An 11,951-nucleotide genomic window follows, 5' to 3' on the forward strand; every position below is an offset into this window, starting at 1 on the left:
TATAAAACGAAAAGAGGTTCTCTTATGACAACATTTACAATCCACACAGTAGAATCAGCACCAGCAGAAGTTAAAGAAGTTCTTGAAACGGTACAAAAGGATAACAATGGCTATATTCCAAATCTTATCGGTCTTTTGGCCAATGCCCCAACAGCCCTAGAAGCTTACAGAACTGTTGGAGCTATTAACCGTCGCAATAGTCTAACACCTGTAGAGCGCGAAGTGGTGCAAATCACGGCAGCTGTAACCAATGGTTGTGCCTTTTGCGTCGCTGGTCACACAGCCTTTTCTATCAAGCAAATCCAGATGAATGATGACCTACTACAAGCCCTTCGCAATCGTACCCCAATCGAAAGCGATCCTAAGCTGGATACCCTAGCTAAGTTTACCTTGGCAGTCATCAATACCAAAGGGCGCGTAGGAGATGAAGCTCTTGGAGAATTTATTGAAGCTGGCTATACGCAAGAAAATGCCTTGGATGTTGTTCTCGGTGTTAGTTTGGCAACCCTCTGTAACTATGCCAATAACCTGGCTAATACACCAATTAATCCAGAGTTGCAACCCTATGCATAAGAGGAGGACAAAGTATGGGATTTTTTTCAGAAGAATTTTTAAGCTGGTTAGACCAGCACGCTGATGAAATTGACAAAAAATCATGTCAAGCTGGAGAAGAACTGATTGAGAAAATTGCTGCAGAAGGCGCCTTTCGTGTAGGGGTTCCCAAAGTTCTTGGAGGGCTAGGTGGAAATGATCAAGATGTTATCGATATCCTTGCTGAACTCGCTCAACATTCCTTAACAGCCTCCTTTATCTCATGGGGGCAACGAACTTTAATAGACAATATTCTACATACTGATAATGCTTATTTCAAAGAAGTTTACTTGGAAAAACTCTTATCAGGAGAATATGCAGGCGCTACGGCCTTATCTAATGCAGTCAAGTATCTATCTGACTTAGAAGAACTAAATGTTCGAATCCTTGAAGAAAATGGGAATTATTACCTAAAAGGACGACTTCCTTGGGTAACCAATGCACGTAGGGATCGCTTTCTTACTATTTTTGTAGCAGGATTTGCAGATGACCCGAGCAAAAGTTACGTAGTAGCCGTACCATCGGACGCAGAAAACTTTAGTCGTTCCGAAGATTTGGAATTTGTTTCTCTCCAAGGAGGGAATACAGCAGCTCTGACTTTTAACAAGGTATCTTTAAAGGAAGAGTGGATTCTATCGAGGGATGCTCATCAATTTTTAGCGCAAAACCGTCCAGCCTTTTTAGGCTACCAATTTGGCCTAGCCTTTGGTTTGGCTGAACGTTCACTCTCAGAAGTCGAAAAAGAATTGGGGAAACGAGGTGTCTTGAAGGAAGAATGGCAGCATCAGGTCGAACAGTTAGATGATATTCGACATTCTCTCTATCAAGGACTATCTGAAGAGTCCTATTTCGTTAGAAATCCGCGTGAGCTATTCCAGTTACGAATTGATATTGTTGATGTTGTTGCCCAAAGTCTCTTGTTAGAACTACAAGCTGGTGGCGGTAGAGGATACTTCAGTAAATCGACATCTGGTTTCATACGTCGTTGGAATGAAGGTGCCTTTTTACCAATTGTTTCTCCTAGTGCAGTGCAATTGCGACATATTCTAGCGACAAACTAAAAATAAAGAAAATAAAAACGAGGTTTATCTTTTTAAACTTCGTTTTTTAATACTTCATTTAAGCGCTTTTATGCTATACTGATAGTAATGTAATTTTCGGAGGTTGGTATGAAAAAACTCCCCTTAGCCTTTTCAGGTTGTTTGTTGGGATTAGCTGGTGCAGGCAATCTTATCTTAGATACCTTTCCATTTCTTTCTCGCTTCTTTAGTTTGTTAGGCTTGATTTTATGGTTTTATTTTTTAGTAAGTCACCTCAGTAACTGGCATGAGAGCAAGCAAGAATTAAAGAAAGCCCCTGTTTTGTCAGGAATGGCAACTTTTCCTATGGCAGGGATGATTTTATCGACCTACCTGCTACGAACCCTGCCAGTGACAATGAGCATTCTAGCCCAAGCTCTCTGGTGGTTTGCCTTTCTCATGGATGTTTATCTCATCTCATACTTTACAAAGAACTATGTTTTGGTTAAACTAAGGGCCAGTGCAACACCGACTTGGACGGTTCTTTATGTAGGGATAGCAGTAGCAGCCTTGACTTATCCAGTAGTTGGGATTATAGAGATTGCCTATGGAGCTTGGATTTTTGGTTTTATCTTAACCCTTTGTCTTTACCCTCTGATATATCAAGATTTGAAGAGTAATCCATTACCACGGGCTTTACTGGGGCAAGAAGGAATCTATTGTGCTCCCTTTTCTCTACTGTTGGCCGCACTCGTTCGGATCGGAGGTTCAGGACTTCATGGCTGGATTTTGCTAGTCATGATCCTTGCCTCACAGACTTTCTTTTTCTTTGTCCTCAGTCGTTTGCCAAGGATCTTAAAACAGGGATTTCAACCAGCTTTTTCAGCCCTAACCTTCCCAACTATCATCACAGCAACTTCATTGAAAATGGCCCAAGGCATCCTGCAGTTTCCAGTCCTAAACCTTCTCGTTTGGTTAGAGATTATCATTTGTTTAACAATTCTTGTCTATGTATTAGTAGAATATATGCGGTATTTAAGGAACTAAAAAAGCCCCTAGCACTGAGAAGTGTTAGGGGGTGTTCTTTCTGTTAGGCTGATAGCTATTTTAAAACCAACAATCCAAGCAGTTTCTTACTTCTCCTTGTGCAACGATAGAAAGCTGTAGACCATAGTCCCAAAGATTGCTCCAATACTAAGACCAAAGACCAGTAAGGGGATCATTATCTCTGTTTGGATGATTTTTTCCAAGAAAGTTGACAGGGGCATCTGCTGAACGAAGAGTTTATGAAAGAGCAACAGAGCAAATAAGCCAATCTCAATACTTATAAATACCAACCAACTACGAACTTTTATTTGGCGTTTGCTGTAGGTTTTGTAGATGATTTCTGATTTGTCATCCTTTTCAAGACGAAGCTCTTGTACGGCTCTTTGAGCTTTTATACTCATGAACAGAATGAGTCCAAAATAGATGTAGGGCATAAGCGATCGAACAATTTCTATAAAGCGTCCGAACAAAATATAGAACAGGAAGAGAAAGAAGGAAGAGTAAAAGATTTGGACCATGGAACGGGCGCAAGCCTTGTAGATAACCTCTTGACGGCATTCGTCAAAAGGCCCTTGTATATGAAAGAAATTTCGAAGTAAGCGAGTTGTTAAGTCTTCTTTTTTCATGGTAGGGACCTCTTAATAACATTGTTTTTGATTAACTTCTTTAAAGAGTTGATAGAGAGTATAGAAGTAGACTAGACTAAAAACAATACAGATGGTTAGAAATAGTAGATATCTCCAATCCATAGAATTCGTTATCAGTTGTGGGAGAGATACGAGAATAAAGCAGAGAGATGCGTTTAAGAGGCGTCTTTTTTTTGATTTGATTTTCTGAAATCTTTGTCCTTTGTTCAAGACAGGAAGGGCTAAGAGGAAGATAATCAGAAAAGGACGCGTAATTTGGCCATAAACTAGGAAAACTGTCATAAAGATACTGATCAAAATATGGCTGAGAATTAAAGTTATTAGTGATTTCATAAGTTTCCTCCTAATCGTCGTCCTGATCTTCCTTGGCTTTTTGAATGCGAAGAGTGACGACAATATGGACTGTTAATCCGAAAAAGAAGGCTGCAACGATGGTTGACAAAATACTTCTTGTATTCAAAAGAGCGGTAAGATAGCTTTTGCTATCATCCATTAGGATATGGAGAAGTGGTATACCAAAGAACATAAAGACTCCATAGAAAAGTCCAGCTTTAAGGCCAGGATTACGTAACTGTTTCTTTTCCTTCTGGCTCAACATATCAGGATCGATAGCAGCAATACCAGTTTTTTTAGTTTGACTAGTGACATAGAAAGCACAAACCATGGAAATCAGAAAAATAATGATTGGATATCCAAAAGCGACTACTTGGGGATATCTAAAAGCAAGGACAAAGGGAATAAGATTGCCTAAAGTCATCAGGTAAAAGAGAATCATAAAGACTTTATTTCCAATGTGCTCAGCCTCGCGTCGTTTGTGTTCATCAAGGGGGCCTGAAATGCCATAGATACGTTTGATCAGTTTTTCATTGAGGGGTTCTTTTTTCATTTTTCTTCTCCATTTTTAAAAATCATCCTCCCAAAAGAGACTGTTGAGGTCAGTTTGGAGGCTGCGGGCGAGATTGAGACAAAGTTCCAGGGTGGGATTGTACTTGTCGTTTTCAATCATGTTGATAGTTTGCCTAGAGACACCGATATCCTTGGCAAGTTCGAGTTGGGACTTGCCAAGTTCCTTGCGAAATTCTTTTACACGATTCATGCTTCCTCCTTTTTATTTATGTCACATATATTTGACTATAGTATATTCTTTTGAAAATAAAATGTCAACTATTTTTGACATATTTTTAAGAGAAAGTTGATAAGAATATTTCCGTTATAAAATCTTCTAGTAATTTTATGCTATAATGAAGAAAAGTAAAAAATATAAGAGTGGATTGAATAAACCGAAAGCTATCCACTAAAGAAAGAGCAGAAAATGAACCATAAGATTGCAATTTTATCAGACATACATGGCAACACGACGGCCTTAGCTGGAGTACTTGAGGACGCTAAAAATTTGGGGGCGACTGAATATTGGCTTTTGGGAGATATTTTTCTTCCTGGGCCGGGAGCAAATGACTTGGTGGCTCTTTTGAAAGACCTACCCATTACAGCATCCGTTCGAGGGAACTGGGATGATTGTGTTTTAGTGGCTTTAAGTGGGCAATATGGTCTAGAAGATCCCGAAGAAATTCAGTTTCTCAGGATGACTCAGTATCTGATGGAGGACCTAAAGCCAGAGCATATTGATTGGTTGAGAAATCTGCCTATGGTAGCCAAGAAAGAAGTTGAAGGTTTGCGTTTTTCTCTTTCTCATAATTTACCTGAGAAAAATTATGGTGGTGATTTGCTGGTTGAAAATAATACCGAAAAATTTGACCAGTTACTTGATGAAACTACTGATGTAGCCGTTTATGGGCATGTCCATAAACAGCTCCTACGTTATGGTAGCCAAGGCCAACAAATCATCAATCCAGGTTCGATTGGTATGCCTTATTTTGACTGGGGAGGGCTGAAAAATCACAGAGCTCAGTATGTCTTGCTTGAAGTTAAAAATGGTGAATTGGTCAATATCCAATTTCGAAAAGTTGCCTATGACTATGAAGCAGAGCTAGAATCAGCTAAGACCAAAGGCCTTCCTTTTATCGAAATGTATGAGGAATTACGACGTGAGGACAACTATCAAGGCCATAATAGAGATTTGTTAGCTAGTTTAACTGACAAGCATGGCTATGTAGAGGATGTCAAGAATTATTTTGATTTTTTGTAAGAGTTGCTTTAACTAACAAATACTAAATAAAGAGTCTGGGACAAAAGTCCTAGCCTCTTTTTGATGTTGGATTGTCGAGCAAGACGCAGTGGTTGAGTGGGCTCTACTACACTGATTTCATCAGCTTTTACAGCCCTACTCAACTGTGCGGAGGTGGGACGACGAAATCGAATTCTAACGAATTACCGATTTCTGTCCCACTCTCTTTTAATATTTCTTATTGTAATTGAGATTGATCTGGTAGGTAAGAACCCCCTAGATAGGTGTTACTGAGTTTTTCAAGAGTTTCGTCTTGGTAGAGTTCTTTGAGAACATTGTCAAATTGTTCTTTAAATTCTTTTTCATCGCTTGCAAATATAATTTAGTTGTTTGGATTATCATTGCTTTCCACGTCGACTACGTTCAAGTCTAAACCTCGGTCTTGGATAATTTTTTGAACATTTTCGATAGACTTAATATAGATTTTAAAAATAGTGAACTCAATGAGCTTTTTAGCTTCAATAATTCGGTAAAAATTTGACAATAAAATTATTTTATTTTAAAATATAGGTATCATAAAACTATTTAAAGGAGATAGTCATGAAAAAACTTCTTACTGCGGGCCTTGTGCTCTTATCAGTTGCAACTTTAGCAGCTTGTGGAAATAAATCTTCTGATTCTGCAAGTAAAGCTTCAAGCTCGACTGAACAAACATCAGCTTCATCAAAAACAGATAACTCAAAGACAAACACATCTGAAGTTACTCTTCTAACAGATGAAGAAATCGACAAGGCTAAAACAATTGGAGATATGAAAACTCTTTTTGGTAAGTTGATTGACAACTATAAGAAATATGTTGAAGAAATCGGTGACAAAGTTCCTGAGGCTGAAAAAGATGTTTATAAACAACAAGTAGAGCCTGCTCTTAACTCACTAGAGACTTCAAGAAAAGCATTTAATGATGGCTTGTCAAGCGCAGGTTCTGACGATACAGAAATGCCAGAAGAATCACGTACTGTCTTTCTCCAACAGTTGAAGACTGCACGTGATGCTATGACACAAGCGATTGAGGCTGCAAGTAAAGTTGTATCAGGGCAATGATATGAGTAAAGAGAGTGGGACAGAAATCGGTAATTCGTTAGAATTCGATTTCGTCGTCCCACCTCCGCACAGTTGAGTAGGGTTGTAAAAGCTGATGAAATCAGCGTAGTAGAGCCCACTCAACCACTGCGTCTTGCTCGACAATCCAAAGACAATTGAGAGGATAGGACTTTTGTCCCAGCCTCTTTTTCTTGTGCAAAAAATTTTTACTATAGATAGCAACTAAATCGAAAAGTATGTAATTCCTGATTAAGAGTTGGGATAAAGATCTCTACATTATGAAAAAACTCTGCAAGCTCTTTCAAAATATGGTAAAATGGAAGCAGTAGAAATAGAAAAGGAAATCGATTATGAAATTTCTTGAATTAAATAAAAAACGTCATGCGACTAAGCATTTTATCGACAAACCAGTTGATCCTAAAGATGTGCGTACGGCTATCGAAATCGCAACCTTGGCACCAAGCGCCCACAACAGCCAACCATGGAAATTTGTGGTGGTTCGTGAGAAAAATGCTGAGTTGGCAAAACTCGCCTATGGATCAAACTTTGAGCAAGTAGCATCTGCCCCTGTAACCATTGCCTTGTTTACAGATACTGACCTAGCTAAACGAGCTCGCAAGATTGCCCGTGTTGGTGGAGCAAAGAACTTCTCAGAAGAACAACTTCAGTACTTTATGAAAAATCTTCCAGCAGAGTTTGCGCGTTACAACGAACAACAAATCAGTGACTACTTGGCTCTTAATGCTGGACTTGTTGCTATGAACTTGGTCCTTGCTTTGACTGACCAAGGAATCGGATCAAACATTATCCTTGGTTTTGACAAATCAAAAGTCAATGAAGTCTTGGAAATTGAAGAACGCTTCCGTCCAGAGCTCTTGATTACAGTGGGATACACAGATGAGAAGTTAGAACCAAGTTACCGCTTGCCAGTAGATGAAATTATCGAAAAAAGATAGGAAGTAAAAATGACAGTTATTGATTTTACAGCAGAAGTAGAAAAACGCAAAGAAGCCCTCTTGGCTGACTTGTTCAGCCTTTTGGAAATCAACTCAGAACGCGATGACAGTAAGGCAGATGCGGAGCACCCATTTGGACCTGGTCCAGTAAAAGCTTTGGAGAAATTCCTTGAAATCGCAGACCGTGATGGCTACCCAACAAAAAATGTCGACAACTATGCAGGACATTTTGAGTTTGGTGAAGGGGAAGAAGTTCTCGGTATCTTTGCCCACATGGACGTGGTGCCAGCAGGTAGCGGATGGGACACTGATCCTTACACACCAACTATCAAAGATGGTCGCCTCTATGCGCGTGGAGCATCAGATGACAAGGGCCCAACTACAGCTTGTTACTATGGTTTGAAAATCATCAAAGAATTGGGGCTTCCAACTTCTAAAAAAGTTCGTTTCATCGTCGGAACTGATGAAGAGTCAGGTTGGGCAGATATGGACTACTACTTTGAGCATGTAGGACTTGCAAAACCAGACTTTGGCTTCTCTCCAGATGCTGAATTCCCTATCATCAATGGTGAAAAAGGGAATATCACAGAATACCTCCACTTTGCTGGTGAAAACAAGGGTGCAGCTCGTCTTCACAGCTTCACAGGTGGTTTGCGTGAAAACATGGTACCAGAATCAGCAACAGCAGTCGTTTCAGGTGATTTGGCTGACTTGCAAGCTAAACTAGATGCCTTTGTTGCAGAACATAAACTTAGAGGAGAACTCCAAGAAGAAGCTGGCCAATACAAGGTGACCATCATTGGTAAATCTGCCCACGGTGCTATGCCTGCTTCAGGTGTCAATGGTGCGACTTATCTTGCTCTCTTCCTCAGCCAGTTTGCCTTTGAAGGACCTGCAAAAGACTTCCTTGACATTGCTGGAAAGATTCTTTTAAATGACCATGAAGGCAAAAACTTGAAAGTTGCTCATGTGGATGAAAAGATGGGAGCTCTTTCTATGAATGCTGGTGTCTTCCGCTTTGACGAAGCAAGTGCTGATAATACCATTGCCCTCAACTTCCGTTATCCAAAAGGAACAAGCCCAGAGCAAATCAAGTCAGTTCTTGAAAACTTACCAGTTGTTTCAGTTAGCTTGTCTGAACACGGACATACACCTCACTATGTTCCAATGGAAGATCCGCTTGTCCAAACCTTGTTAAATGTTTATGAAAAACAAACAGGTCTTCAAGGTCATGAGCAAGTTATCGGAGGCGGAACTTTCGGACGTCTCTTAGAGCGTGGTGTAGCCTATGGTGCTATGTTCCCAGATTCTATCGATACTATGCACCAAGCCAACGAATTTATCGCCTTGGATGATCTCTTCCGTGCAGCAGCCATCTACGCTGAAGCTATCTATGAATTGATCAAATAATGATATAGAAGTCTGAGATTTAATGCTTAGACTTCTTTTTGGAGGAGAAAATGTCTCAAATTGAAAGAATCAAGCAAGCTATTATAGAGGATCCACAGAATGCCAGCTATACTGAGCAAGGCATCCAACCTCTTTTTGCAGCACCAAAGACTGCTCGAATCAATATCATTGGTCAAGCGCCTGGTCTCAAAACCCAAGAAGCAGGACTTTACTGGAAGGATAAAAGTGGGGATCGTTTGCGAGAATGGTTGGGTGTGGATGAAGACACGTTTTATAACTCAGGTTACTTTGCAGTCATGCCTATGGATTTCTACTTTCCAGGTCATGGAAAATCGGGTGACCTGCCACCTCGTCCAGGTTTTGCAGAAAAATGGCATCCAGAACTCTTGAAGGAATTGCCAGATATTCAATTAACACTCTTGATTGGTCAGTATGCCCAAGCTTACTATCTACATGAGAAAGTTAGTGGCAAGGTGACAGACCGTGTGCATCGATTTAAAGATTATTTGCCTGATTATTTCCCTCTGGTACACCCATCACCACGTAATCAAATTTGGATGAAAAAAAATCCTTGGTTTGAGGAAGAAGTGGTTCCAGAATTACAAGCATTGGTACAAAAGATTATTCATCAATAAAGGAGAAAAAGGATGGATGCTTATCAACAAGTCTCTAATAAGTTGCAAGAGTTGCGGATCATATATGATGTGGTGGCTCATCCACCTGCATTCACGACAGAGCAGGCAGATAGCTATATAAAAGGATTGAAAGGGGTTCGGACCAAGTCCATGTTTTTGACCAACAAAAAGAAAACCCAGTATTATCTGCTTATCATGGACGACAAGAAACGATTGGATATGGATGACTTTAAAGTTCAAGTGGGAGCCAATCGGATTCGCATGGCCTCGTTAGATTCCTTGGCTGAGAAAATGAACCTACCAGCAGGAACAGTTTCACCTTTTGGTTTGTTAAATAACGAAGAGAAAGACATTCATGTTTATTTTGATAAGGACATTGTTTCAGAGGATGTCATGACCTTCCACCCTAATACCAATGAAAAAACGATTTTTATTAAAACCCAAGACTTGTTTCGATTTTTAGAGTCAATTGGATTTACCTATGAGGTAGTAACCTTGCCTTAATGCCATTATAAAGGAGAAATGATGAAAGAAATTACTTTTAACAATTTTTACCAGCTTTATCAGAAAGAGTCGCTTTCTGTATTGGATGTGAGAGAAGTAGAGGAATTTGAGGCTCTTCATTTAGAAGGTGCTCGTAATTTCCCTCTTAGTCAACTGGCAGATACTTATGAACAACTAGATAAAACCCAGCCTTACTATGTGATTTGTAAGTCTGGTATCCGTTCAGCCCATGCCTGTCAATTTTTAACAGAAAAGGGCTATGATGTCATCAATGTCCCTGCAGGTATGGATGTTTTTGAATAATACTTAAATTCCTAGGGGAAGATAGTTTTCTCCTAGGAATTTTTAGAGCAAAACATTCAGAAAATTGAAAACATTTTAGATTTATTTCGTGACAGCCTTTTCATGCTTTTAATCATGGTATACTATGTAAGTATTTTATTTTTTATAAGGAGAGTTTATGGCTAAAAAAGGTGCTTTAACAGGGTTACTCCTGTTTGGAATATTTTTTGGTGCGGGTAACTTGATTTTCCCCCCTACCCTAGGTGCTCAATCTGGGGAACACTTTCTACCTGCTATTGCAGGATTTGTACTTTCAGGTGTCGGACTTGCCGTCTTGACCTTGATCATCGGGACCTTAAATCCTAAGGGATATATCTATGAGATTTCTAAAAAGATTTCCCCTTGGTTTGCAACGATTTATCTAGCAGTTTTGTACTTGTCGATTGGTCCATTCTTTGCCATTCCACGTACTGCAACAACTTCTTATGCAGTAGGGATTAGTCCCCTCTTGGCAGATGCTGACAAAGGTCTAGGCTTGATTGTCTTTACTCTTATCTACTTTGTTGCAGCATACCTAATCGCGCTGAATCCTTCAAAGATTTTGGATCGTATCGGTCGTATTTTGACTCCAGTTTTTGCCCTCTTGATTATCATCTTGGTAATCCTTGGAGCCTTCAAATATGGTGGAAATGCTCCACAAGCAGCTACCGAGGCTTATCAGGCTTCAGCATTTGGAGCAGGATTCCTTGAAGGATATAATACTCTAGATGCTCTTGCTTCTGTTGCCTTCAGTGTAATCGCGGTTCAAACCTTGAAACAACTTGGATTTTCAAGTAAAAAAGAATATATCTCAACCATTTGGGTAGTCGGAATTGTCGTAGCACTTGGCTTTAGTGCTCTATACATTGGCCTAGGTTTCCTTGGAAATCACTTCCCAATGACAGAAGAAGCGATGAAGGGTGGAACTCCAGGGGTTTATATCTTGTCACAAGCGACCCAAGAAATCTTTGGTTCAACAGCTCAATTATTCCTAGCAGCCATGGTAACAGTAACCTGCTTCACAACGACTGTAGGGTTGATTGTTTCAACTGCGGAATTCTTTAACGGACGTTTCCCACAAATCAGCTATAAGGTTTATGCGACTGTCTTTACCTTGATTGGTTTTGCAATTGCCAACCTTGGTCTTGATGCAATCATCAAATATTCTATCCCTGTCCTAGTTATCTTGTATCCAATTACCATTGTGATTGTTATGATTGTGATTGTGAACAAGTTTGTACCACTTTCAAAACCAGGCATGCAATTGACGATGGGACTGGTAACAGCTATTGCAGTAGCTAGTGTCTTGGGAAGTTCATTTGAAGTGACCTTCCTTGCCAATATTGTGAATGCTCTACCATTTGCTAAGGCTTCATTGCCATGGTTAGTACCAGCGATCATTGGGATTTTACTTTCTCTTGTTCTTCCTAACAAACAAGAAAGCGAAACTTTTGAAATGGAATAAAAAAATGAGAGTGGGACAGAAATCGGTAATTCGTTAGAATTCGATTTCGTCGTCCCACCTCCGCACAGTTGAGTAGGGCTGTAAAAGCTGATGAAATCAGCGTAGTAGAGCCCACTCAACCACTGCGTCT

The 11,951-nt window shown here is 39.9% G+C and carries 15 protein-coding genes and 1 pseudogene; 11 read left to right on the top strand and 5 right to left on the bottom strand.

Annotated elements, in window-relative coordinates:
- The first annotated feature begins 24 nt into the window (after nucleotides 1–24).
- From QM887_RS05890 to QM887_RS05900, 3 genes are all read left to right on the top strand, one after another.
- Nucleotides 25–573, top strand: coding sequence for a carboxymuconolactone decarboxylase family protein (locus tag QM887_RS05890; RefSeq protein WP_414270947.1), 549 nt, complete (start codon nucleotides 25–27; stop codon nucleotides 571–573).
- A 14-nt stretch (nucleotides 574–587) separates the two neighbouring features.
- Nucleotides 588–1,652 carry an acyl-CoA dehydrogenase family protein gene (locus QM887_RS05895; RefSeq protein ID WP_414270948.1) on the top strand — a complete coding sequence of 355 codons (1,065 nt, stop codon included), beginning with the start codon at nucleotides 588–590 and terminating at the stop codon, nucleotides 1,650–1,652.
- A 108-nt stretch (nucleotides 1,653–1,760) separates the two neighbouring features.
- On the top strand, nucleotides 1,761–2,657 hold the full coding sequence (locus QM887_RS05900; protein WP_414270949.1) for a TDT family transporter: 897 nt from the start codon (nucleotides 1,761–1,763) through the stop codon (nucleotides 2,655–2,657).
- An 86-nt stretch (nucleotides 2,658–2,743) separates the two neighbouring features.
- Here the strand turns inward: QM887_RS05900 and QM887_RS05905 are convergent, their stop codons facing one another.
- The 4 genes from QM887_RS05905 to QM887_RS05920 are packed head-to-tail and all read right to left on the bottom strand — an operon-like array spanning nucleotide 2,744 to nucleotide 4,400.
- Nucleotides 2,744–3,283, bottom strand: a complete 540-nt coding sequence (locus QM887_RS05905) for a DUF3278 domain-containing protein (RefSeq protein WP_414270950.1) — start codon at nucleotides 3,281–3,283, stop codon at nucleotides 2,744–2,746.
- 12 nt (nucleotides 3,284–3,295) lie between these two features.
- A complete protein-coding gene (locus QM887_RS05910; RefSeq protein WP_414270951.1) occupies nucleotides 3,296–3,637 on the bottom strand; it encodes a hypothetical protein in 342 nt (113 codons plus the stop codon).
- 10 nt (nucleotides 3,638–3,647) lie between these two features.
- A complete protein-coding gene (locus tag QM887_RS05915) occupies nucleotides 3,648–4,190 on the bottom strand; it encodes a DUF3278 domain-containing protein (RefSeq protein ID WP_414270952.1) in 543 nt (180 codons plus the stop codon).
- 15 nt (nucleotides 4,191–4,205) lie between these two features.
- Entirely contained in the window at nucleotides 4,206–4,400 is a 195-nt protein-coding gene (locus QM887_RS05920) for a helix-turn-helix transcriptional regulator (RefSeq protein WP_006152985.1), read from the bottom strand.
- Nucleotides 4,401–4,616: 216 nt separating this feature from the next.
- Here QM887_RS05920 and QM887_RS05925 point away from each other — a divergent pair, with 216 nt between their 5' ends.
- On the top strand, nucleotides 4,617–5,450 hold the full coding sequence (locus QM887_RS05925; RefSeq protein WP_414270953.1) for a metallophosphoesterase family protein: 834 nt from the start codon (nucleotides 4,617–4,619) through the stop codon (nucleotides 5,448–5,450).
- 217 nt (nucleotides 5,451–5,667) lie between these two features.
- Here the strand turns inward: QM887_RS05925 and QM887_RS05930 are convergent.
- Nucleotides 5,668–5,892 (bottom strand): annotated as a pseudogene (locus QM887_RS05930) (amino acid ABC transporter substrate-binding protein); the annotation flags it as partial.
- Between the two features lie 137 nt (nucleotides 5,893–6,029).
- Between QM887_RS05930 and QM887_RS05935 the strand changes: the two are divergent.
- The 7 genes from QM887_RS05935 (at nucleotide 6,030) to brnQ (ending at nucleotide 11,821) form a co-directional block, all read left to right on the top strand.
- Nucleotides 6,030–6,530, top strand: a complete 501-nt coding sequence (locus tag QM887_RS05935) for a hypothetical protein (RefSeq protein WP_075229926.1) — start codon at nucleotides 6,030–6,032, stop codon at nucleotides 6,528–6,530.
- Between the two features lie 350 nt (nucleotides 6,531–6,880).
- Nucleotides 6,881–7,486 carry a nitroreductase family protein gene (locus tag QM887_RS05940; RefSeq protein WP_414270954.1) on the top strand — a complete coding sequence of 202 codons (606 nt, stop codon included), beginning with the start codon at nucleotides 6,881–6,883 and terminating at the stop codon, nucleotides 7,484–7,486.
- 9 nt (nucleotides 7,487–7,495) lie between these two features.
- Complete coding sequence (pepV, locus tag QM887_RS05945) at nucleotides 7,496–8,896, top strand: dipeptidase PepV (RefSeq protein ID WP_414270955.1); 1,401 nt, start codon at nucleotides 7,496–7,498, stop codon at nucleotides 8,894–8,896.
- Nucleotides 8,897–8,946: 50 nt separating this feature from the next.
- Complete coding sequence (locus QM887_RS05950; RefSeq protein ID WP_414270956.1) at nucleotides 8,947–9,531, top strand: uracil-DNA glycosylase family protein; 585 nt, start codon at nucleotides 8,947–8,949, stop codon at nucleotides 9,529–9,531.
- Between the two features lie 12 nt (nucleotides 9,532–9,543).
- Nucleotides 9,544–10,035, top strand: a complete 492-nt coding sequence (locus QM887_RS05955; protein ID WP_414270957.1) for a prolyl-tRNA synthetase associated domain-containing protein — start codon at nucleotides 9,544–9,546, stop codon at nucleotides 10,033–10,035.
- Between the two features lie 21 nt (nucleotides 10,036–10,056).
- Nucleotides 10,057–10,338, top strand: a complete 282-nt coding sequence (locus QM887_RS05960) for a rhodanese-like domain-containing protein (protein ID WP_414270958.1) — start codon at nucleotides 10,057–10,059, stop codon at nucleotides 10,336–10,338.
- Nucleotides 10,339–10,495: 157 nt separating this feature from the next.
- Entirely contained in the window at nucleotides 10,496–11,821 is a 1,326-nt protein-coding gene (gene brnQ / locus QM887_RS05965) for a branched-chain amino acid transport system II carrier protein (protein ID WP_414270959.1), read from the top strand.
- The last annotated feature ends 130 nt before the right edge of the window (nucleotides 11,822–11,951 follow it).

The sequence above is a fragment of the Streptococcus infantis genome, assembly GCF_047460875.1.
GTDB classification, from domain to species: domain Bacteria; phylum Bacillota; class Bacilli; order Lactobacillales; family Streptococcaceae; genus Streptococcus; species Streptococcus infantis_AA.